General features: G+C 71.2%; 20 protein-coding genes and 1 pseudogene. 14 read left to right on the top strand and 7 right to left on the bottom strand.

Going from position 1 to position 20,365, the window contains the following annotated elements; all coding sequences use genetic code 11:
• Window positions 1-41: 41 nt before the first annotated feature.
• The 6 genes from E2651_RS01825 to E2651_RS01800 all read left to right on the top strand — a co-directional run bounded on the left by E2651_RS01825 (window position 42) and on the right by E2651_RS01800 (window position 6,796).
• Window positions 42-776 carry a FadR/GntR family transcriptional regulator gene (locus tag E2651_RS01825; protein WP_135329156.1) on the top strand — a complete coding sequence of 245 codons (735 nt, stop codon included), beginning with the start codon at window positions 42-44 and terminating at the stop codon, window positions 774-776.
• Window positions 773-2,224, top strand: a complete 1,452-nt coding sequence (locus E2651_RS01820) for an amino acid permease (RefSeq protein ID WP_135329155.1) — start codon at window positions 773-775, stop codon at window positions 2,222-2,224. Before E2651_RS01825 ends, E2651_RS01820 begins: the two co-directional genes overlap by 4 nt.
• Window positions 2,221-3,252 carry an asparaginase gene (locus E2651_RS01815; protein WP_245238498.1) on the top strand — a complete coding sequence of 344 codons (1,032 nt, stop codon included), beginning with the start codon at window positions 2,221-2,223 and terminating at the stop codon, window positions 3,250-3,252. Before E2651_RS01820 ends, E2651_RS01815 begins: the two co-directional genes overlap by 4 nt.
• Before the next feature lie 62 nt (window positions 3,253-3,314).
• Window positions 3,315-4,712 (top strand): aspartate ammonia-lyase, encoded by a 1,398-nt coding sequence (gene aspA / locus E2651_RS01810; RefSeq protein ID WP_135329153.1) that lies wholly within the window; start codon window positions 3,315-3,317, stop codon window positions 4,710-4,712.
• A gap of 86 nt (window positions 4,713-4,798) precedes the next feature.
• Window positions 4,799-5,854 carry a hypothetical protein gene (locus E2651_RS01805; protein ID WP_135329152.1) on the top strand — a complete coding sequence of 352 codons (1,056 nt, stop codon included), beginning with the start codon at window positions 4,799-4,801 and terminating at the stop codon, window positions 5,852-5,854.
• Window positions 5,855-5,863: 9 nt separating this feature from the next.
• A complete protein-coding gene (locus E2651_RS01800; protein ID WP_167828658.1) occupies window positions 5,864-6,796 on the top strand; it encodes a glutaminase in 933 nt (310 codons plus the stop codon).
• A 14-nt stretch (window positions 6,797-6,810) separates the two neighbouring features.
• On the opposite strand, the gene E2651_RS01795 is transcribed toward E2651_RS01800, so the two are convergent.
• From E2651_RS01795 to E2651_RS01785, 3 genes are all read right to left on the bottom strand, one after another.
• Window positions 6,811-7,815: a mechanosensitive ion channel family protein gene (locus E2651_RS01795; protein WP_167828657.1), complete on the bottom strand. Its 1,005-nt coding sequence runs from the start codon at window positions 7,813-7,815 to the stop codon at window positions 6,811-6,813.
• 148 nt (window positions 7,816-7,963) lie between these two features.
• Entirely contained in the window at window positions 7,964-8,290 is a 327-nt protein-coding gene (locus E2651_RS01790; protein ID WP_135329150.1) for a cupin, read from the bottom strand.
• 78 nt (window positions 8,291-8,368) lie between these two features.
• Complete coding sequence (locus tag E2651_RS01785) at window positions 8,369-9,604, bottom strand: helix-turn-helix domain-containing protein (protein WP_135329149.1); 1,236 nt, start codon at window positions 9,602-9,604, stop codon at window positions 8,369-8,371.
• Window positions 9,605-9,713: 109 nt separating this feature from the next.
• Here E2651_RS01785 and lysA point away from each other — a divergent pair, with 109 nt between their 5' ends.
• Both lysA and E2651_RS01775 read left to right on the top strand, forming a co-directional pair.
• Window positions 9,714-11,030, top strand: coding sequence for a diaminopimelate decarboxylase (gene lysA / locus E2651_RS01780; protein ID WP_135329148.1), 1,317 nt, complete (start codon window positions 9,714-9,716; stop codon window positions 11,028-11,030).
• Between the two features lie 45 nt (window positions 11,031-11,075).
• A complete protein-coding gene (locus tag E2651_RS01775) occupies window positions 11,076-12,530 on the top strand; it encodes an amino acid permease (protein WP_135329147.1) in 1,455 nt (484 codons plus the stop codon).
• A 68-nt stretch (window positions 12,531-12,598) separates the two neighbouring features.
• Here E2651_RS01775 and E2651_RS01770 read toward each other — a convergent pair whose 3' ends face one another.
• Window positions 12,599-14,089 (bottom strand): MFS transporter, encoded by a 1,491-nt coding sequence (locus E2651_RS01770; protein WP_135329146.1) that lies wholly within the window; start codon window positions 14,087-14,089, stop codon window positions 12,599-12,601.
• 162 nt (window positions 14,090-14,251) lie between these two features.
• Here E2651_RS01770 and E2651_RS01765 point away from each other — a divergent pair.
• Together E2651_RS01765 and E2651_RS01760 are read left to right on the top strand one after the other, a co-directional pair.
• A pseudogene (locus E2651_RS01765) lies at window positions 14,252-14,428 on the top strand (MarR family transcriptional regulator); the annotation flags it as partial.
• Window positions 14,429-14,448: 20 nt separating this feature from the next.
• Window positions 14,449-14,787 (top strand): TetR/AcrR family transcriptional regulator C-terminal domain-containing protein, encoded by a 339-nt coding sequence (locus tag E2651_RS01760; protein ID WP_245238497.1) that lies wholly within the window; start codon window positions 14,449-14,451, stop codon window positions 14,785-14,787.
• A 33-nt stretch (window positions 14,788-14,820) separates the two neighbouring features.
• Here the strand turns inward: E2651_RS01760 and E2651_RS01755 are convergent, their stop codons facing one another.
• Window positions 14,821-15,132 carry a hypothetical protein gene (locus tag E2651_RS01755; protein ID WP_245238496.1) on the bottom strand — a complete coding sequence of 104 codons (312 nt, stop codon included), beginning with the start codon at window positions 15,130-15,132 and terminating at the stop codon, window positions 14,821-14,823.
• A gap of 45 nt (window positions 15,133-15,177) precedes the next feature.
• The gene (locus E2651_RS01750; protein ID WP_135329144.1) at window positions 15,178-16,158 is read right to left on the bottom strand and encodes an alpha/beta hydrolase; all 981 of its coding nucleotides are present in this window, start codon (window positions 16,156-16,158) and stop codon (window positions 15,178-15,180) included.
• Window positions 16,159-16,248: 90 nt separating this feature from the next.
• On the opposite strand from E2651_RS01750, the gene E2651_RS01745 reads away from it, so the two are divergent.
• Window positions 16,249-16,824: a TetR/AcrR family transcriptional regulator gene (locus E2651_RS01745; RefSeq protein ID WP_135329143.1), complete on the top strand. Its 576-nt coding sequence runs from the start codon at window positions 16,249-16,251 to the stop codon at window positions 16,822-16,824.
• A gap of 74 nt (window positions 16,825-16,898) precedes the next feature.
• Window positions 16,899-17,795: a LysR family transcriptional regulator gene (locus E2651_RS01740; protein WP_135329142.1), complete on the top strand. Its 897-nt coding sequence runs from the start codon at window positions 16,899-16,901 to the stop codon at window positions 17,793-17,795.
• A 78-nt stretch (window positions 17,796-17,873) separates the two neighbouring features.
• On the opposite strand, the gene E2651_RS01735 is transcribed toward E2651_RS01740, so the two are convergent.
• Complete coding sequence (locus E2651_RS01735; RefSeq protein ID WP_135329141.1) at window positions 17,874-18,644, bottom strand: oxidoreductase; 771 nt, start codon at window positions 18,642-18,644, stop codon at window positions 17,874-17,876.
• A 252-nt stretch (window positions 18,645-18,896) separates the two neighbouring features.
• On the opposite strand from E2651_RS01735, the gene E2651_RS01730 reads away from it, so the two are divergent.
• Together E2651_RS01730 and E2651_RS01725 are read left to right on the top strand one after the other, a co-directional pair.
• Window positions 18,897-19,760, top strand: a complete 864-nt coding sequence (locus E2651_RS01730; RefSeq protein ID WP_135329140.1) for a metalloregulator ArsR/SmtB family transcription factor — start codon at window positions 18,897-18,899, stop codon at window positions 19,758-19,760.
• Window positions 19,757-20,365: a dihydrofolate reductase family protein gene (locus tag E2651_RS01725; RefSeq protein ID WP_135329139.1), complete on the top strand. Its 609-nt coding sequence runs from the start codon at window positions 19,757-19,759 to the stop codon at window positions 20,363-20,365. The genes E2651_RS01730 and E2651_RS01725 overlap by 4 nt, the downstream gene beginning before the upstream one ends.

Raw genomic sequence — 20,365 nt, 5'->3', positions numbered from 1 at the left:
TCTCTTGACAGCCCCTCCCGTTCCCCCACAGGATCACCTCCGTGAACCTGTCAGACAGCCAGACAGGTGGCTCGGTGCCGCGGCGCGTCAGCGCCATGGAAGCGGTCCTCGGTCATCTGCGTACTGCCATTGAGCGCGGCGACTACGCCGTCGGGGACAAGCTGCCCTCCGAGGCGGAGCTCTGCCGTCGCCTGGAGGTCAGCAGACCCGTGCTGCGGGAGGCCCTGCGGGCCCTGCAGACGATGGGTCTCACCGTCTCCCGCACCGGCAAGGGCACCTTCGTCGTGTCCAACGGTCCTGACGAGGACCCCACCTTCGGCGACTACGCGGCCAGCGATCTCCTCGAGGTCCGGCGGCACGTCGAGATCCCGGTGGCGGGGTACGCCGCGGCGCGCCGGACGCCCGAGGACCTCGACCACCTCGCCCACCTCCTCGAGCGGATGGAGCGCGAGACCGACACCACCGCCTGGGTGGCCATGGACACGCTCTTCCACCTCGCCGTCGCGCAGGCCGCCCAGAACCCGGTCTTCCGCCGCGTGATCGAGGAGATCCGGGACGCGCTGGCCCGCCAGTCGGCGTTCCTGAACGAACTCGGCGGGCGCCGCGAGCAGTCCAACCGCGAGCACCGCGCCATCGTCGAGGCCCTGATCGACGGCAGCGAGCACGACGCCACCGACGCCATGGCACACCACCTCGACCGCGTCGAGACGACCCTCACCGCGATCGTGCGCCCCGAGCCCACGGACGTCCCAACGGAAGGCGGAGCCCCAGCGTGAGCGAGCAGTCCCTCGACGAGCAGACCGGGCGGATACGGAAGGCGGGCGCGCATGTCGACGCCGGCGACGCGGGGTACAGCAAGTCCCTGAAGTCCCGGCACGTGAACATGATCGCCATCGGCGGCGCCATCGGGACGGGGCTCTTCCTCGGCGCCGGCGGCCGGCTCGCCGAGGCGGGTCCCTCGCTGTTCATCGCGTACGCCGTCTGCGGTCTCTTCGCCTTCCTGGTCGTCCGCGCCCTCGGTGAACTCGTCCTGTACCGGCCGTCGTCCGGCGCCTTCGTGTCGTACGCACGGGAGTTCCTCGGCGAGAAGGGCGCCTACACGGCGGGCTGGATGTACTTCCTGAACTGGGCGACCACCGGCATCGCCGACATCACCGCGGTCGCCACGTACACCCACTACTGGGGCATGTTCTCCGACATCCCGCAGTGGGTGATCGCCCTGATCGCGCTGGCCGTGGTCCTCACCGTGAACCTCATCTCCGTGAAGATCTTCGGGGAGCTGGAGTTCTGGTTCGCGATCGTCAAGGTCAGCGCCCTTGTGATCTTCATGCTGATCGGGATCTTCCTGCTTGTCACCCAGCAGCCCGTGGACGGCCACTCCCCCGGCCCGTCCCTGGTCACCGACAACGGCGGCATCTTCCCCAGCGGCCTGCTGCCGATGCTGCTGATCATCCAGGGTGTCGTCTTCGCGTACGCCTCTGTGGAGCTGGTGGGCGTCGCGGCGGGCGAGACCGAGAACCCCGAGAAGATCATGCCGAAGGCCATCAACTCGATCATGTGGCGCGTCGGTCTCTTCTACGTCGGCTCCGTGCTGCTGCTCTCGATGCTGCTGCCGTGGAACAAGTACACCTCCGGCGAGAGCCCCTTCGTCACCGTGCTCTCCCATATCGGCATCCCGGCCGCCGGCGGCGTGATGAACCTCGTGGTGCTGACCGCGGCCATGTCGTCGCTGAACTCCGGCCTGTACTCCACCGGCCGCATCCTGCGCTCCATGGCGATGTCCGGCTCCGCGCCCCGGTTCACCGGAGTCATGAGCCGCAGCCAGGTCCCGTACGGCGGCATCCTGCTCACCAGCGGCATCTGTGTGCTCGGCGTCGGGCTCAACTTCGTGGTCCCCGCCGACGCGTTCGAGATCGTCCTCAACTTCGCGGCCCTCGGCATCCTCGCCACCTGGGGCATGATCATGCTCTGCCATCTGCAGTTCTGGCGGAAGACCCAGGACGGCGAACTCGAGCGCCCGGACTACCGGCTGCCGGGCTCCCCCTGGACCGAGCTGGTCACCCTCTTCTTCCTGGCGTCCGTCCTGGTCCTGATGTACGCCGACGGGGGCGCGAGCCGCACGACGGTGCTGTGCCTGCCGCTGATCGCGGCCGTGCTGGTGGCGGGATGGTACGGCGTGCGGGGCCGGGTGGCGGCCGTGCGCAAGTCCGGGGCGGACGCGTGAGCCACCTCAACACACTTTCCGCGTACGGCCGTTCACTCACCGAGGCGCCCTCCGTCCGGGAACCGCTGCACGCGCCCGTCGCCCATCTCGTACGCGGCGGTGTCGTCGAGGGTGTCCACCACGGCTCGGTCGTCGTGCTCGGCGCGGACGGCCGCGTGGAGCTGCAGATCGGTGACGTCGAGGTGGCCTTCTATCCGCGCTCGGCGCTCAAGCCCGTGCAGGCCGTGGCGCTGCTGCGGGCCGGTCTTCCGCTCGACGGCGAGCTGCTCGCACTGACCGCGGCCAGCCACTCCGGCGAGGAGCGGCATCTGGCGGGCACCCGGCGGATCCTGGAGCTCGCCGGGCTCGGCGAGGCGGATCTGCGCAACGTCACGGACCTGCCGTTCGACCCGGTCGTCCGCGAGGACTGGATCCGCGCGGGGCGGCTGCCGTCGCGGCTCGCGCAGAACTGCTCGGGCAAGCACGCCGCGATGCTCTACGCGGCGCGGCTCGGCGGCTGGTCGCTCGACGACTACCTCGACCCCGCCCATCCGCTGCAGCAGGCGATCGCCCTGACCGTCGAGGACCTCACCGGGCAGGCCATCGCCCAGGTGACGGTCGACGGCTGCGGCGCGCCGCTCTTCTCCGTCTCCCTGCACGGCCTCGCGCGCGCCGCCGCCCGCATCACGACGGCCCCGCCCGGCACCCCCGAGGCGCGGGTGGCCGACGCGATGCGCGCACACGCCGAGATGGCGTCGGGTTCCGGCCGCGACGTCGCCGCGCTGATGCGGGCCGTGCCGGGGCTGCTGGCCAAGGACGGTTTCGAAGGTGTGCAGGTCGCGGCGTTGCCGGACGGCCGGGCCGTCGCCGTGAAGATCGCCGACGGGGCGGACCGGGCGCGCGTGCCGGTCACCGCGGCGGCCCTCGCGCGCTGCGGTGTCGACCCGGCCGCGCTCGCCGAGTTCGCCGGGGCACCGCTGCTCGGGGGCGGGGCGGTGGTCGGGAGCATCCGGCCCGCGCGCTCGCTCCGGCCGACTACGGCGGCCTGAGCTCCCCGCCCCTGTAGGACCAACTCATCCCCACCCACTCCAGAAGGAAGATCCACACCGCTATGTCCGTCCGCAGCGAGCACGACCTGCTCGGCCACCGTGACGTCCCCGCCGAGGCCTACTGGGGTGTCCACTCCCTGCGCGCCAAGGAGAACTTCCCCATCACCGGTACGCCGATCTCCGCGTACCCGCATCTGATCGACGCGCTCGCCGCCGTCAAGGAGGCCGCGGCCCGCGCCAACGAGGAACTGGGCCTGCTCGAGCCGCGCAAGGCCGCCGCCATCGTCGAGGCCTGCCGGGAGATCCGCGACGGCAAGCTGCACGACCAGTTCGTCGTGGACGTCATCCAGGGCGGAGCCGGGACGTCGACCAACATGAACGCCAACGAGGTCGTCGCCAACCGTGCGCTCGAGCTGCTCGGCCATGCCAAGGGCGAGTACGCCTTCCTGCACCCGAACGAGGACGTCAACCTCGGGCAGTCCACCAACGACGTCTACCCGACGGCCGTCAAGATCGGCACGGTCTTCGCGGTACGCGGTCTCCTCCAGGCCATGGCCGTGCTGCAGGACGCCTTCGCCGCGAAGGCGATCGAGTTCCGCGACGTCCTGAAGATGGGGCGTACGCAGCTGCAGGACGCCGTGCCGATGACGCTGGGCCAGGAGTTCTCGGCGTACGCGGTGATGCTGGACGAGGACCGCAGCCGGCTCGCCGAGGCCGTCGAGCTGATCCACGAGATCAACCTGGGCGCGACGGCGATCGGGACGGGGCTCAACGCACCCGCCGGATACGCCGAGTCCGCGCGCCGGCAGCTGGCCGAGATCACCGGCCTTCCACTGGTCACCGCCGCGAACCTGGTCGAGGCCACGCAGGACTGCGGGGCGTTCGTGCAGATGTCGGGGGTGCTGAAGCGGATCGCGGTGAAGCTCTCCAAGAGCTGCAACGACCTGCGGCTGCTCTCGTCCGGGCCGCGCGCGGGCCTGAACGAGATCAACCTGCCGCCGGTGCAGGCCGGTTCGAGCATCATGCCGGGCAAGGTGAACCCGGTGATCCCCGAGGTCGTCAACCAGGTCGCCTTCGAGGTGATCGGCAACGACGTCACGATCACCATGGCGGCGGAGGCGGGCCAGCTGCAGCTGAACGCCTTCGAGCCGATCATCCTGCACTCCCTCTCCGAGAGCATCACGCACCTGCGCGCCGCCTGCCTGACGCTCGCCGAGCGGTGCGTCGTCGGGATCACGGCCAACACGGAGGGGCTGCGCGCGGCGGTGGAGAACTCCATCGGCCTGGTGACCGCGCTCAACCCGCACATCGGCTACGAGGCGGCCACCACCATCGCCAAGGAGGCGCTGGCCTCGGGGCGCGGCGTTGCCGAACTGGTTCTGGAGCAGGGCCTGTTGCCGGCCGAGCGGCTGACCGAGCTGCTGCGGCCGGAGGCACTGGCCGGGACCCAGCCCCGCTGAACCGAACCGCCCGCGCCAACGGCCCGGCCGGGGCGAGCGGTTGGGAACTCCTGGAGTGTCGTGGGCGTCATGGGGATACGGGCGACGTGCCCGTCGCCCTGAGGGCGCGCAACGCCTGCGACGACGAGACGATCAAGATCTGGGACACGGAGGCCCCGCCTGTCGACGGGCCCGGGTGGCGCACTGGACTGCGGGACAGCAGTGATTCAGGCCAGGGAACCGCCGCGCGAGCGGCCTCGATCACACCGGACGGCAGCCGGCTTGTCACGCTGCACCCGTCGAACGATCTCCGGATCTGGGCCCCGCACGCCGAGTCCGTGACCGGCTGGGATGCCGTCTCCTGGGAGCAGAACAGCAGGTACAGATTTCACGCCGTCCTTGCGCTGTCCCCGGACTGCAGGTACTTGGCCGAATGTCAGGACAGCCACCGGCCCACTCGCGCCGACCTCGCTTCGTATGCCTACGTCTACGATCTGGCCGGAACTCTCGAGCAGCAGATCTTTCCACGCTTCGGGGTCACCATCACCACCCTGGCGATCGCCGCGAACCGATCCCGGTTCGTCGTGGGCGACATGGAGGGCGCCGTGACGTTCTGGGACCCCACGGAGGAATCCCCGGCGGCACACACCCGCCCCGGCCACACCGGCCGCGTGACCGTAGCGACCATGGCGCTCGACGGGTCCTGGGTCGCGACCGGCGGTGAGGACAAGAAGGTCAAGCTGTGGAACATGGCCACCCGGCGCGCGACCACCCTGACCGGCCACACCGCCCCGGTGACGGCCATCGCCGTCGCACCGGACGGCACCTGGCTCGCCACCGGCGGGGAGGACGGCACCACGAGGATCTGGGACCGCGCCGGGGGCGCCTGCACTGCTGTCCTCACCGGGCACACCGGCCGGGTCACGTCACTGGCGATCACGCCGGACGGCGGCCGCATCGCCGTCGTGACCGGCTCGCGGACGCTGCACATCTGGGATCGCGCGACGGGCGAGGCGCTGACCCTGATGCGTACGGAGGCCCCGCTGCTCGCCTGTGCCTGGACGGGCGACGGGCACGACCTGATCGCCTGCGGCTCGCGCGGTCTGTACGGCTACCGGTTCCGTCCGCGCGGCACGGCGACCGATCCCGGCTCCTCCGGTTGATCACGCACAATGGTGATCATGACCTCGTCCCTGACCTTTCAGCCGGTTCTGGACCGCATCGCGGCCGAGATCGAGGAGACCCCGGGGCGCGGCCGACCCGCCGGCTACATCCCGGCGCTCGCGGCCTGCGACCCGAGCCGTTTCGGCATGGCCGTCGCGGAGCCGGACGGCACGGTGTACGGGGTGGGCGACTGGCGGGAGCCGTTCTCCACGCAGTCCATCACCAAGGTCTTCACCCTCGCGCTCGACCTGGCGCGCGAGGGCGACACGCTGTGGGAGCACGTCGGGCGCGAGCCCTCCGGAAACCCCTTCAACTCGCTGGTGCAGCTGGAGTACGAGAACGGCATCCCGCGCAATCCGTTCATCAACGCGGGCGCGCTGGTCGTCACCGACCGGCTGCAGACCCAGACCGGCGACGCGGCGGGCGCCCTTCTGCGCTTCCTGCGCGCCGAGAGCGGGAACGAGCGGCTTGCCATCAACCATGACGTCGCCGCGTCCGAGTCCGCCCACGGCGACCGCAATGCCGCGCTCGGCCACTTCATGGCGTCCTACGAGAACATCGACAATCCGGTGCCGGTCCTGCTCGACCAGTACTTCCGCCAGTGCTCCATCGAGGCCTCCTGCGCCGACCTCGCCCTCGCCACCGGCTTCCTCGCCCGCCACGGCATCCGCGCCGACGGCTCACGCCTGCTCACCCGCAGCCAGGCCAAACAGGTCAACGCGATCATGCTCACCTGCGGCACGTACGACGCGGCGGGCGACTTCGCCTACCGCGTCGGCCTGCCCGGAAAGAGCGGCGTCGGCGGCGGCATCATCGCCGTCGTCCCCGGCCACTGCACGTTGTGCGTCTGGAGTCCGGGACTGGACCGGCGCGGCAATTCCGTGGCGGGCGTCGCGGCACTGGACCGGTTCACGACTCTGACCGGGTTGTCGGTGTTCTGAGGCGCACCCGTGGTTCAGCGGCCCGCAGACGCCGGGGCCGGGGCCACGTCCTTGGACGCCGTACCCGAGTCCTCCGTACGCATCCAGACGGTGCGCTGCGGGAAGGGATGCTCGATGCCCGCGGCGTCGAGGGACTCCTTCACGCGGCGGCGCAGTTCGCGGGTGACGGACCACTGCTTGAGCGGGGCGGTCTTGACGACGAGGCGTACGACGATGCCGTCGACGTCGAGCGACTGCACGCCCCAGACCTCGGGGTCCTCCAGGAGAACCTTCTCGAAGTGCGGGTCCTCGCGCAGCGCGTGGCCGGTCTCCTCCAGGACGCCGAACAGGGTTTCCAGGTTCGTGTCGTAGGCGACGGAGACGTCGAGGACCGCGCGGGCCCAGTCCTGGCTGTCGTTGCGCACCCGCAGGATCTCGCCGTTGCGGATGTGCCACAGGCCGCCGTTGATGTCCCGGACCTGGGTGAGCCGCAGGCCGACGTGCTCGACCTCGCCGACGGCTTCCCCGAGGTCGACGGAGTCGCCCACGCCGTACTGGTCCTCGAGCATGATGAGCATCCCGGACAGGTAGTCCGCGACCAGGCTCTGGGCGCCGAAGCCGATCGCCAGGCCCACCACGCCCGCGCTGGCGAGCAACGGGCCGAGCGCGATGCCGATCTGATCGAGGATCATGGCCAGGCCCATGACGGCGATGACGACGGTCACGATGCTGCTGAGCACCGAGCCGATGGTGCGGGCCCGCTGCTCGCGCCGCTCGTCGGCACGGGACGCGTCACGCTGCAGGACCGCGGGGCCGCGCGTGGAGCGGCGCGGTTCGTTCTCCCCTTCGGCGGGCTGCAGGATGCGATCCACGACCCGGGTGATGGCTCGCCTGGCCAGCGCCCGGACGAGCATCGCGGCCACGACGATGACGAGGATCCGCAGCGGGATGCCTATCACGGCGCCGAGATTGTCCGCGAGCCAGTCCGGGGCGGCACTGGGGGTCAGGAGAGGCGACGCGGACGCCTCGATGGGTGACACGGGAAATGCTCCACTCACTCGGTGTGCGTGCTGATCGGCGCGCCGAACGTAGTTCCGGTTCTTGACGCCGGTCAAAAGATGTGGCGAGCACGTGTGAGTGGCGTGAACGGCGTGCGGGCGCCCCCGCGTTCCGGGCCCCGCCGTGGGCTCAGGCCGTGACGGTCGTCAGGAGTACGGCGGCGTCCGTGACCGCGGTCAGGCCGTGGCGTTCCGGCCCGATCGGGTGGAGCTGACCCGCGACGAGGGTGACGTCCCCGGATGCGGCCGTCAGCCGCACCGTGCCCCGCAGCACCTGGAGCGTCGCGGCGACAGGCGTGTAGTGCTCGTCCAGCGCGTTGCCCGCCGTCAGGGCGATCACGCTCTGCCTCAGCGGATCCTCGCGCAGCAGCAGATGGGCGCTGCGTCCGTGCGCCGAGTTCTGCGCACGGGAGAGGTGCTCGTCGGCCAGCAGTTGCAGGTCGTACGTCGTGGTCATGGGCCCCAGCCTGTCGCGCGGGCCGTGGCCCCGCGATCCACCGGGTCCGAACGGGTCCGAACGGGTCGCGAACGGACGTCAGAAGCCGTGACGCGACCCGATCCGCAGTTGCAGCCAGCAGGCAAGCCGGCCGTCGGGGGTGTCGAGGTCGAGGCCGAAGACCTCCCGTGTGCGCCGGAGCCGGTACTTGAGGGTGTTCGGGTGGATGTTGAGCCGCCGCGCCGCTTCACCGACGTTCCCGACGGCGTCGAGCCAGGCCGTCACCGAGGCGGCGTACCGCGTGTGATGGGTGCGGTCGTGCTCGAGCATCGCCTCGACGCCGGGGTGGCGCAGCCTCGGCCGGTGGTCCAGCGCGTCCGCGAGGTGGGCGATGAGCACTTGGGCGTGTACGTCGGTCAGCGCGGCGACGTCGGGGCGGTCCGGGTCGCCGGTGGTCACCCGGAGGACGTCGTCGGCCTCGGCGCGCAGCGCGGACAGTTCCGTCAGGTCCGCGGTGAGCCGGCTGACGGCGGCGCGCAGCGGCCGGGTGCGGGGGCGGGAGACGGCGGCGAGTGCCTGGGCGGCCTGTCGCCGGGCCGCTTCCGGGTCGTCGGCGGGCAGCAGGGCGTACACGGAGCGTGGGCCGGTGGAGACCGCGCCCGTGGGACGTACCGCCGAGAAGTGCCGGCCGAGGTCGGCGCCCAGACGTGCCAGGAGTGTGCCCGCCTCCGGGGCGGGACGCACCGGGGCGAAGGCGAGCACGGTGACCTGGGCGCCCTTCGGCAGGCCGAGCCGGTGAGCCGTCTCCGGCGCCGGCGCGGTGCCGTCGAGCGCGGCGCGCAGGGCCTGGTCGCGGGCGTGCAGTTCCAAGGCGGCGGCGCTTCGGCGGCGCAGCAGATGCAGGGCCGCGGTCCCGGCACCCTCCAGCAGAGCCCGCTGCCCGGCATCGTCGAGGGGCTCCCGGTCCACGATCGCCCAGATCGTGCCGAGGGGAAGGTCTCCCGCGCGGATGGCGACGGCGGCGCGCGGCAGTTCGCCATCGGCAAGGCCCGGCAGCGCCAGGACACCGGGGGCCGCCAGGACGTCCCGGTACTGGCGCTGCTGCCGGGCGGCCTGCGGCGCCGGCTGGTCGGGGACCTGCCGGCCGAGGATGCCCTGGCGGCGCAGCTCGTCGATGCGCTGGCCCGCCAGCGTGGAGTGCGCGAGCACCCGGGTGTCCAGATCCTCGATGGCCACCGATCCCCCGATGACCGCCGCGATGGCGTCGGCGAGCGCGAACAGCTCCTCGCCGCTTCCGTCACCGCCTTCGCCGATTGGCGATCCCGACCATTCCATGGCCGGATCCTAGGCGTTCGCGACAAGGCGGCGGGAGCGGGGCGGGCTCCAGCATGGTGCGACCGGTCCCCGGCTCGGGGAGACCGCAGCACATGTACGGAGGAACACCATGGCCATCCCGGTCGCGCCGACCACCCAGCCGCCGTCGTCCGAGGCGTCGCAGGCTGCGTCGCAGGCGGCACTCCTCGGGCTGTTCCCGCCGGGAGCGGCGCTCGCCGAGGACGGCGGCCTCGTCATCGGCGGCTGTCGGGCGACCGACCTGGCGGAGCGCTTCGGCACGCCCGCGCTGATCGTCGACGAGGCGGCGCTGCGCGACCGAGCACGGCGGTACGCGCGTGGGCTCGCCGCGCGGTGGTCCCCTTCGCGGGTGGCGTTCGCGTCCAAGGCGTTCCCGTGCACCGCCGTGTACCGGCTGCTCGCCGATGAGGGGCTGAGCATCGATGTCGCGAGCGGCGGTGAGCTGACCCTGGCCCTGGCGGGCGGGGTCGACCCGGCTTCGCTGGTGGTGCACGGGAACGCCAAGACGGACGCCGAGCTGCGGATGGCCGTGGAGGCCGGGGCGGGCCTTGTCGTCATCGACAACTTCGACGACATCGACCGCCTCGAGCGGATCGTCCCCGCCTCCGCCGAGCAGCCCGTTCTCGTCCGGGTCACACCCGGCATCCGTCCCGACACCCACGCTGCGGTCTCCACCGGACAGGAGGGATCGAAGTTCGGCCTGACACTGCCCCAGGCCCGGGAGGCGATCGCCCGGCTGCGCGGAAGCGACCGGCTGCGCCTCGACGGCGTACATGTCCACATCGGGTCCCAGATCCTCGACACCGACCCGTTCGCGCGGGCGGTGGAGGCGGTGGCGGGTCTCGGCGCCTTCGCCGTCTACGACCTCGGTGGCGGCCTGGGGGCCCGCTACACCTACGACGATCACCCGCCCAGCGTCGAGGAGTACCTCGACACGCTGGTGGGCGCCGCGCGCCGGGTGCTGCCCGCCGACGCGCAGATGGTGATCGAGCCCGGCCGGTCCATGGTGGCCGAGGCCGGGGTGACGCTCTACCGGGTGGTCACCGTCAAGCACGGCGAGCCGACGTTCGTCGCCGTGGACGGCGGGATGGGCGACAACCTGGAAGTCGCCCTGTACGGACAGCGCTTCGAGGCCACCGTCGTCACACGCGTGGGCGGCGGTGACCCCTGCGACCTGGTGGGCAGGCACTGCGAGTCCGGCGACAGCCTGAGCACCGGGGTGCGGCTGCGCGATCCCCGTCCCGGAGATGTGATCGCGGTGCCGGCCACCGGCGCGTACTGCTTCTCCCTCGGCAACAACTACAACGGCGCGCTGCGGCCGCCGGTCGTCTTCTGCGCCGACGGCGACGCGCGCGCCGTGGTCCGCCGGGAGACGTACGGCGACCTGCTGCGCCGCGACCTTCCCTGAGTAGTCAACCGTCCCCGCCCTCCCCTCTTCCCCGTAGGAGCCTCGATGCCCGTTCGGCCGACGCTGCGTCAGCAGCTGCTGAGACGCAAGCCGTTGCACACCTTCACCACGGAGTCGGAGTCGGAGTCGGACGGGGGCGGCGGGCTGCGCCGCAGTATCGGTCCCTTCCAGCTCACGATGATCGGCGTCGGCGCCACCATCGGCACCGGGATCTTCTTCCTCCTCGGCAGCGCGGTACCGGAGGCAGGCCCCGCGGTCGTCGTGTCTTTCGCCCTCGCCGCGACCGCCGCGGCGCTCACCGCGCTCTGTTACGCGGAACTGGCATCGGCGGTACCGGTGTCCGGCTCCTCCTACTCCTACGCGTACGCCACCCTCGGCGAGTTCGCGGCCTGGGCGGTGGGCTGGTGCCTGCTCCTCGAGTACGCGGTCTCGGGCGCCGCGATCGCGGTGAGCTGGGGGCAGTACCTCAACGACTTCACCGAGCGCCTCTTCGGGTTCCGGATGCCCGAGGCGATATCGGCGCCGCCGGGCGCGGGCGGATTGATCAACCTGCCCGGGGTGGTCCTGGTGGGCCTCTGCTGCCTGCTGCTGGTGCGCGGCGCCAAGGAGTCGGCCGCGTTCAACACCGCGATGGTGCTGGTCAAGCTCGCGGTGCTCGCCCTGTTCGTGGTGGTGGGGATCACCGGCTTCGACGCCGGCCACTTCCAGCCGTTCGCTCCCCTGGGCGTGGCCGGCATCGGCACGGCATCGGCCACCGTGTTCTTCGCCTTCATCGGCCTGGACGCGGTCTCCACCGCGGGCGAGGAGGTCCGCGACCCGCGGCGCACCCTGCCGCTGGCCATCGTCGGGGCCCTGGTCGTGGTCACCCTCACGTACATCCTGGTGGCCGTGGTGGGTGTGGGCGCCCAGCCCTGGACGGCGTTCGAGGGGCAGCAGGCCGGGCTCTCCGACATCCTCGCCACGGTCACCGGAGCAGGCTGGCCCGCCGTGCTGCTCTCCGCGGGGGCGGTGCTTTCCATCGTCAGCGTCACCCTGGTCGTGCTGTACGGACAGAGCCGCATCCTGTACACGATGGGCCGCGACGGCATGCTGCCCGCAGCGTTCCGCCGGGTGAGCCCGCGCACCGGAACGCCGGTGTTCAGCACGCTCCTGACCGGCGCCTTCGTCGCCGTCCTCGCGGCGGTCTTCCCGCTGGACCTGCTCGCCGATCTCACCAGCATGGGCACCCTGGCGGCCTTCGCGGTGGTGTCCCTCGGCGTGATGATCCTGCGCCGTACGGCCCCGGACCTCGACCGCGGTTTCCGGGTCCCCGGCTATCCGGTGGTGCCGCTGCTCTCGCTCCTGGCCTGCGGCTACCTCATCTATGAACTGCCGCTCGGCACCTACCTGTTGTTCGGCGGCTGGCTCGGCCTGGCCCTGGCCGTCTACCTCTCGTACAGCCGCCGCCACTCACGGCTGCAGGCTGCCGCCGACACCGCTCCCGAACAGGCCCCGGCATGACGTCGTCATAGGGCAGTGCGCCCCGCCGGACCGGCGGGGCGCACTGCCGCAGCATGGGGCGCGACCTGTCACACGAGTTCGGCGGCGGGTTCCGCTACCGCGGGCCGGTCCGTGCGCACCACCGCGGCTCGCGGCGCGTGCGCCGCCTTGAGGCCGATGAGGGCGACGGCCACGACCAGGGCGAAGGCCGCTCCGGCGATGGCGAAGCTCAGCGTGAACTGGCTCTCCTGGGGCAGCGCGGGCATGCCGTCCGGCAGCTCGATGGTCTTCGACGCGAGAAGCGAGGTGATCATCGCGCTCGCTATGGCGCTGCCGACCGAGCGGGAGATGGAGTTGATGCCGTTGGCAATGCCGGTCTGGTGGGCCGGGACACTGGCGACGATGAGCGCCGGCATCGACGCGTAGCCGAAGCTGATCGCCAGGCCGATGACCATGCCCGCGCCGATCACCGATGCGGTGGTGCCGTGCGCGGCGGTCAGCCAGGCGAATCCCGCCACGCCGAAGGCGGCGCCGGCGGCCAGCGTGAGGCGCGCCCCGATCCTGCGCACAAGGAGTCCGCCGAACTGGGCGCCCACCAGAGAGACGAGGGTGGTCGGCAGGAGGTAGACGACGGCCGCGTCCAGGACCGAGGCGCCGAATCCGTATCCCGTGAGCTGTTCGGGCATCTGCACGAGGTACGAGACGCCGATGAACTGGGCGAACATCGCGAAGCCGAGGAGCAGCCCGGCCAGGTTGGTGAAGAGGACGGGACGGTGGACGAACATCCTCATGTCCACCATCGGCTCCTTGACCCGGAGCTCGGTGAGGACCCACACCCCCGCCATCACGATCGCGCCGGCGAAGGCGCCGATCGTCCGGCCGGAGGTCCAGCCCCACTCGTGGCCCTGCGAGATGGGCAGAAGCAGCAGTACGAGCAGCAGCGCGAGGGCGAGGGCGCCCAGCCAGTCGGTCCGTCCGCCGGTCTTGGCGCGGGAGGCGGGCACCACGAACAGCACTCCGGCCAGCGCCACGACGGCGAGCACCACGGCGAGCCAGAAGACCCGGTGGTAGTCGGGGTCGGAGCCCTGCGTGAGGAGTCCGGCGCCGACAAGCGCGAGCCCGCTGCCGAAGGCGAGGGTGCCGCTGACCAGGGCCATGGCGCCGGGCAGCTTGGCCGGCTTGATCTCCTCGCGCAGCACGGACAGGGCGAGCGGGAAGATCGCGGTCGCGGCGCCCTGCATGACGCGGCCGACGATCAGCCAGGTCAGCGAGCTGGTGGTGGCGGCGAGCACCGAGCCCGCGATCATCACGAGCAGGACGCCGACGAGGGTCTGCTTCTTGCCGTGCTGGTCGCCGAAGCGCCCGAGCAGCGGGGTGAAGACGGCGGCGGAGAGCAGCGTGGCGGTGGTCACCCAGCTGACGTTCGCGGTGGTGGCGTCGAGGTCGGACTGGATGATGCTCAGCACCGGGACGACCAGGGTCTGCATCATCGAGACGACCATGGCGGCAAGACCCAGCGCCAGGACGAGCAGGGTCTGCCCGGAGGCGCGTGGGGGCGCGGCGCGATGTGCGTTGGACACGGTGGTTCTCTCTCAGTTCTCGCTCGGTTACTTGACAACCTTGATGCTTGAGATTCTCAAGCAATGAGGTCGACCGTAGACGTCGATATTTGAGATCGTCAAGTTTCACGAGGTAAAGTGATCCTCATGACAGGCTCTCCCCGCACCGAAACGGCCCAGCTCATGGAGGGGCTCTCCAGGTCGCTCGGCGCCTACTACGGCGACTTCACGCTCGCGGCGGCGAGCGAGAATCTCACGGCCAGCCAGGGCAAGGCACTGACCGTGCTGCGCCGCGGTCCCGCGGCGATGCGCTCCCTGGCCGACGACCTGACCTGCGACGCGTCCAACATGACCGGGATCCGATGGTCGGCCCGCGGCTCATGGGGCCCTGCGAGCCGGCCTGGATAGAACAGGCCCTCGCCGCACTGGACGACACCGGCCTGACGGGCGCCGAACGGATGGACGCGGTCGTCCTGCTGTCCGGCCACGTACGCGAGATCGCCCAGCAGGCCCGCGCGGCGGGCCCTGCGGGTGACCCCGAAGCGCAACTCAGCGCCACGCTCGGCGAGTTGATGCGGGAGCACGGCGAGCGCTACCCGGCCGTCGCCGCCGCGCCGGCCTCGGCGGCGCAGCACGGCGGTCAGGACCAGGCACTGGAGTTCGGCCTGCAACGCATCCTGGACGGCCTGGGCCTGCTGATCGACCGGCGCGCGAGCTGACCGGGCCGCCCGTCAGCGCCGGGGGCCGCCTCGTCAGCTCCGGGGCTGCCTCAGATCGGCGAGGAGGCCGTCGAGGGCCTTGCCGAGGGCTTCCGAGTTGGCCGGGTCGAACCACGTGGTGCGGATGCGTTCGTTGTTCCCCTTCGGCGATTCATGCTCGGCGGCGAGCCCGCTCAGCGAGCGTGCGTCGAAGGCCGCCTCGTCCGCGACCGGCTGCGCCCCGCCCAGCCGGCCGAAGAGCGCGTCCACCACCGGGTGGGACGGAAACGTCACCGTGACGGAGCGGCGATCGCGCGCGGTGGGCAGCGGGATGGCTCGTACCAACGCGGCGTCGGTGGTGAGCATGCGGCGCATCTCCGATGACGCCGATGCGTTTGATGCCGATGCGTTTCACCGCGCCTTCCCCCCATCCTTCCAGAGAGAGGCTCCGAGGAACTCGAGGATCTCCGTCCGCGCGGCCTCGGCCTGCTTCACCATGCCGGGCATGCTGAGGAACGCGTGCCCCGCGCCTGGGTATTCGGTGAGCCGCGTGAGTGTCCCGGCCGCTTGCAGTCGTTCGGCGTAGCGGCGGCCGTGATCGGCCACCGCGTCGTGGGTCGGCACCACGACGAGCGCCGGGGCAAGCCCGTTCAGGTCGTCTGCGGAGAGCGGCGAGAGCGCGCGGGAGTCAGTTCCCGCCGGCACGGCGAGCCGCTGGAACAGGCGCAGTTGGGGCTCGGCGAGCGTCGGGGTGTGTGCGTACTCGACGACCGAGGGGTAGTCGAACATCGTCTCGGTCACATCGACAGCCGGGTTGACCAGCACCTGCGCCTGGAGGTGCGGTCCTGCCTCTTTGGCCCGGATCGCCGCCAGGGCGCTGATCAACGCGCCGCAGCTCTCGCCGAACACGGCCGTCCGCGCCGGGTCGATGCCCCATTGCGCGGCGTGCCGCACCACGTGCTGGAGCACGTCCCAGCCGTCGTCGACGGCCGCCGACAGCGGGGTCCGCGGGTCGAGGAGGCGGTGTTCGACCGAGACGACGACCGCGGGCAGTTGGGCGGCGAGGTGGCTGGTGACCCAGTCGCACTGCACCGCCGTACCCACGAAGCCGCCGCCGTGTACGTGGAGCACCAAGGGCAGTTCGCCCCGGTCGCCGCCCTCGCCGTCGCGCCCTGGGGCCGGCCGGTACACCCGGACCGGGAGTTCGCGGCCGGGCAGCGCTATGGCCTGCCATTCGATCCCGGCTCCGGGATCCGGCTCCCCGGTGACGACCCGCGCCGCGTCGGATGACCGGAACCGGTTCTCCGCGTCGCGGTAGGCGACCAGTTCCTCGGCCGTCATCGCCAACCAGTCCGGCTCCGGCGGTCGTTCCACAGCGGTTACCTCACTCATGCCTGCTCCTTCGCCCAGGGAGTTCCACTAGAGAGTTACGCGACCTACGGTATCGAAACCGAAGGTAGCGAAAAGAGGTATCGTTTGGCTATGGCATCGACCACATCCGCCAGGCCGCCCGGTCGCCCGCGCGCCGGCGTCAACGACGCGGTGTTCGCCGCCACGCTGAGCACGGTCCAGGAGCTCGGCTACGCGCGCGCCACCGTCGAACGCATCGCCGCCGCGGCCGGCGTCGCGAAGTCGACGGTCTACCGGCGCTGGCCGTCGAAGGGCGCGCTGATCGTGGACTGCCTCCTGGACGCGTTCGGCCCGGCGCCGCTGGAGGGCACCGGTCGGGCCGAGCTCCTGGCCTCGACCATCCGCTGGATCGCGGCGAAGATCGGCGAGCCCGGGGTGGGGGACGCGTTCGCCGGCGTGTTCAGCGATGCCGTCAGCGACCCGGCCCTGCGCGAGATCCTGTCCACGCGGTTGCAGGACCCGTACCGCCTCGCGCTCCAGGACGCGCTCGGCGAGCCCGAGACCCGGGTCCTGTTCCTCATCGACGTAGTTGTCGGAGTCCTGCTCCACCGGATGGGCATGACCGGCGCACCGATGGCCGATGCCGACGTCGACGCGCTGGTCGAGATGGTTCTGGCGCACTTCGCCGGCGGCACCGGCCGGGATTAGGGCGCCATTCATTACCGTTACGACGATGACAACGGGGCGGTCCGCGGTTCACCGCGGGGAGGGGACGGAAGTCGATGAGTCTTCGTCAGTACGAGTACGCCCTGGCCGTTGCCGAGCAGGGCTCGGTGACGGCGGCGGCGGAACTGCTGCACGTCGCTCAACCGTCGGTGTCCCAGCAGATCCGCGGCCTGGAGCGGGAACTTGGCGTGAAGCTGTTCGCCCGCACGCCGACCGGCCTTGTGCCCACCGTGGTCGGCCGCGCGTTCCTGCGGGAGGCGGAGGTCGCGGTGAGCGCGTCGCGGCGGGCGAGGGCGACGGCGCGGGCCGCTGCCGACGAGCTGGTGGGCGAGCTGGTGGTCGCGGCTCAAATGGGCTTTGGCACACGGCAGTTGCCCGGCGCCCTGAGCGCGCTGCGGCGCCGCTTCCCGCGCCTTGAGGTCACCGTCTTCGAGGAGCCGAGCTCCGCCGAGCTGGAGCGGCTGTGCCGCCGGGGCGTGCTCGACCTCGCCCTGATGGCGGCGTGCGAGCGGAGCCCCGCCGACGCCCACCACCTCGGCGACGAGGAGTTCGTCGTGGTGTTGGGCGCCGGGCACCGGCAACTCGCCGCGGACCGGGTCGAGTTGCGCGAACTGGAGGGTGAGCCGTGGGTGAGGTTCGACCGCGACAGCGCGCTCGACGGCGTACTCCTGAACGTACTGCGGGAAAACGGTCTGACCCCCACCACGGTCGCCCGCGTGTCCCAGACGGCGACGGCCGTGCGCTGGGCCGCCCACGGGCTCGGGGTGACGCTCGTCCCGGCCTCCGCGGTGCCCCAAGGACACGAGCACCTCGTTCGCCCGGTGTCCCCGGCCGTGCCCCAGCCCGTCATCGCCGTGCTCCGGCAAGCGGCGGGCCCGGCGGAGACGGCTCTGCTCGAACTCCTGCGCAAGGAGACCTGGTCCGAGTCCGAATTCTTCTCGCCGGCTTCCTGACGGCCGAGAAGGAGACGGGCGTCAGGGCCGAATTTCTTTTTTCGAAAACCGCGTTACGTCACGGAATTGCCGTCGGCTTCACCCCCTGGGGAATTCGCCGCCGTCCACGGCGAGATTGCTCCCGGTCAGCCAGCTCGCCCGGTCGGACAAGAGGAACAGCACCGCGTGGGCGATGTCGTCGGGGTGACCGTCGCGCCCCAGCGGGGGCGCGGTGGTGTCCTGGCCAGGCCCCTCGTCCAGGCGGGCCCACTGCTCCCGCGTCGCTTCGCCGCCGGGGGTGGCGGTCCTTCCAGGAGACACCGTGTTGACCCGGATTCCGAACGGAGCCAGCTCCGAGGCCAGTCCCCTGCTGTAGTTCTCCAGCGCCGCCTTCGCCGCCGTGTAGTGCAGGAACGGTGGCGGCGTGAGGGGGACCGCGGCCGATGAGACGTGCACGATCGCCCCCGAACGCCGTTCCCGCATCCCCGGTGCCAGCAGTGAGTCCAGGCGTACCGACGCCAGGAAGTTCAGGTCCAGCGCGTCCTGCCACACCTCGTCGGGGATGGCCGCAGCGCCCTTGTACGGCACCGCCCCACCCGCGTTGTGGACCAGGATGTCCACCCCGCCGAGCCTCTCCCGCGCGGCCGCGGCGAGCGCCTCCGCACCGGCCCGCGTCCGCACGTCGGCCGCCACGAAGGCGGCCCCCTCCGGCACCGTGCCCGTCGCCGACCTGGCGGTCGTGAGCACCTCGGCGCCCGCGTCCAGGAGTTGGCGCACAATGGCCGCTCCAATTCCACGAGAACCACCTGTGACCAAGGCCCGCTTTCCCGCGAGTTCGCGTGTTCCCGATCCGTTTTCGTTCGTGGCCATGCCACCGGTCCTCTCGATTTCGTCCGCTCGATTTCGTCCGCTCGATTTCGTCCGCTCGATCCGTCGAGCTGTTTGACCGTACGTTCGGAAAAGAAGGAGAGGCAAAGACCAAATGCCAGCAGGCGCCATAGGGAATTCCTATGGCATCGCGACTCCCTCTGTGGCGCATACATGTCGACTTGTGGACCCGTCACGCACCCGTCGCGAACTATTCCTTGACACGAATATTCGTTATGGCGAATACTCGTCGCCATGGACGCACTCCTCACCGCACTGGCCGACCCGGCCCGCTGGCGACTCGTCAGCCTGCTGGCCGAGCGGCCCCGCTCGGTCGGTGTCCTCGCCCAGCTCGCCGAGGCACGCCAACCGCAGACGACCAAGCACCTGCAGACCCTTGAGCGCGCCGGCATCGTCAGCTCCCAGCGCACCGGCCAGCGCCGCGTCTACGCACTCCGGTCCGCTCCCCTGCGTGACCTGGCTGCCGCGCTCAACCGGCTCGCCGACACCGCGGACCAGGACGACGGGCCGCGCGCCACCTATGACCGGTACGGGCTCAACCTCCACGCGGAGCGGCTCGCCGCGGAGGAGTCGGGGTGGGCCGACGGACGCTCGTTCACGTTCCACCGGTCGTTGACGGGGCGCCCCGAGCTGGTGTGGCGCCACCTGACCGAGGCCTCGCTGCTCGCCCGATGGTGGACGCCCGACGACCTCCGCGTCTCCGAGCTCGTCTTCGAGGCGCGGCCGGGCGGGCGGATCGTCCACGAGTACCGCGACGCCGAGGACGCCGACGGCTCGGATCTGGTCGCCGGTCGCGCGGAGGGAGTCGTGGGCGACGTACGCACCGGTGAACGTCTCGCCTACCGGCTCTCCCCGCTCCTTCCCGACGGCAGCATCGCCTTCACCGCCCACGTCGAGCTGGGCCTGCGGCCCACCGGCACAGGCACGGACCTCGACGCCCACTGGCGGATCACCGACAGCACGGTGGACTCCGCGGACTTCATCGCGGGCATCGAGATCGGCTTCGGCCAGAGCCTCGACAAGCTCGCGACGACACTCGCCGCAGAAGCGCACGACACCAACGGCAACAGCAACGCCCATACCAGGAGCGCGAAATGACCGAGCAGAAGCAGACGTCCGGCCGCCGAGTCGTCACCAACATGAGCCTCTCCCTCGACGGCCGGTACGCCGCGCCGGACAACCCGCTGGACATGAGCTGGGTGATGCCGTACGCCGTCACCGACGTCTCCCGCGATCACATGGCGGGTCTGCGGGAGTCGGCGACGACGGCCCTGCTCGGGCGGGTCAACGCCGAGGGATTCCTGGGTTTCTGGCCCACCGTCATCGGCATGGAGGGTGCCGACCCGCGCGACGAGGCCTTCGCCCGGTGGCTCGTCGACACCGACAAGGTGGTCCTGTCCTCCACCCTGGGCGAGGCGCCGTGGGAGCGGGCGACGGTCGTCGACAAGCCGACCGCCGAAGTGGTCGCGGACCTCAAGGCCACCGAAGGCGGCGACATCCTCGTGCTCTCCAGCGCGAGCGTCATCAAGGCGCTGCTGGCGGCCGACCAGGTCGACAGGCTGGCGCTCACGATCTTCCCGGTCTTCCTCGGCGGCGGGCCGCGCCTCTTCGACGACGGCCTGCCCACGGGACAGTGGGAGCTGGTCCGTCAGGCCGCGGGCGAGCACGGCACGTTGGCCCTCGTCTACGACCGCGTTCGCTGA

This window comes from Streptomyces sp. MZ04 (assembly GCF_004684775.1).
Taxonomy (GTDB): domain Bacteria; phylum Actinomycetota; class Actinomycetes; order Streptomycetales; family Streptomycetaceae; genus Streptomyces.
Note: the sequence above shows the minus strand (reverse complement) of the source record. Positions and strands in the feature narration are given on the sequence as shown.

Bases quoted from the DNA above. Each gene is read 5' to 3' on its own strand.
- aspA (WP_135329153.1), top strand. From the start codon at position 3,315: ATGTCCGTCCGCAGCGAGCACGACCTGCTCGGCCACCGTGACGTCCCC.
- E2651_RS01800 (WP_167828658.1), top strand. From the start codon at position 5,864: ATGGTGATCATGACCTCGTCCCTGACCTTTCAGCCGGTTCTGGACCGC.
- E2651_RS01790 (WP_135329150.1), bottom strand. From the start codon at position 8,290: ATGACCACGACGTACGACCTGCAACTGCTGGCCGACGAGCACCTCTCC.
- E2651_RS01785 (WP_135329149.1), bottom strand. From the start codon at position 9,604: ATGGAATGGTCGGGATCGCCAATCGGCGAAGGCGGTGACGGAAGCGGC.
- lysA (WP_135329148.1), top strand. From the start codon at position 9,714: ATGGCCATCCCGGTCGCGCCGACCACCCAGCCGCCGTCGTCCGAGGCG.
- E2651_RS01775 (WP_135329147.1), top strand. From the start codon at position 11,076: ATGCCCGTTCGGCCGACGCTGCGTCAGCAGCTGCTGAGACGCAAGCCG.
- E2651_RS01760 (WP_245238497.1), top strand. From the start codon at position 14,449: ATGGGGCCCTGCGAGCCGGCCTGGATAGAACAGGCCCTCGCCGCACTG.
- E2651_RS01755 (WP_245238496.1), bottom strand. From the start codon at position 15,132: ATGCTCACCACCGACGCCGCGTTGGTACGAGCCATCCCGCTGCCCACC.
- E2651_RS01750 (WP_135329144.1), bottom strand. From the start codon at position 16,158: ATGAGTGAGGTAACCGCTGTGGAACGACCGCCGGAGCCGGACTGGTTG.
- E2651_RS01745 (WP_135329143.1), top strand. From the start codon at position 16,249: ATGGCATCGACCACATCCGCCAGGCCGCCCGGTCGCCCGCGCGCCGGC.
- E2651_RS01740 (WP_135329142.1), top strand. From the start codon at position 16,899: ATGAGTCTTCGTCAGTACGAGTACGCCCTGGCCGTTGCCGAGCAGGGC.
- E2651_RS01735 (WP_135329141.1), bottom strand. From the start codon at position 18,644: ATGGCCACGAACGAAAACGGATCGGGAACACGCGAACTCGCGGGAAAG.
- E2651_RS01730 (WP_135329140.1), top strand. From the start codon at position 18,897: ATGGACGCACTCCTCACCGCACTGGCCGACCCGGCCCGCTGGCGACTC.
- E2651_RS01725 (WP_135329139.1), top strand. From the start codon at position 19,757: ATGACCGAGCAGAAGCAGACGTCCGGCCGCCGAGTCGTCACCAACATG.